We start from the raw sequence: 258 nt of genomic DNA on the forward strand, positions 1-258 counted from the left end.
GCTACATTTCAGACATAGAAGCCCGAAAAATGTATCGTGATAATTATTTAAACGAATATGGAAACTAAATTGATAACAAGAAATGCCGTGTTGCTTACGGAAAAGGACCCTGTCGAACGTGACGGTGTCCGTGGCGGGAAGCTCATTCCTTTCCGATTCAATACGAGAACAGACGGGAACGAAAACGGGTACGTTTACGACCCCGGTTGCTTTGATGCTTTCATCGAACGTTACTACGAGGCAAACGGAATCAGCCCG

The 258-nt window shown here is 45.3% G+C and carries 1 protein-coding gene; it reads left to right on the forward strand.

The genetic code is table 11. The features are described 5' to 3' along the window. Positions 1-57: 57 nt before the first annotated feature. The coding region (locus V0R37_RS22675) for a hypothetical protein (RefSeq protein ID WP_420376631.1) at positions 58-258 on the forward strand (201 nt) is incomplete at its 3' end.

The sequence above is a fragment of the Pollutimonas rozaliensis genome (genome assembly GCF_048751585.1).
In the GTDB taxonomy this organism is placed as follows: domain Bacteria; phylum Pseudomonadota; class Gammaproteobacteria; order Burkholderiales; family Burkholderiaceae_B.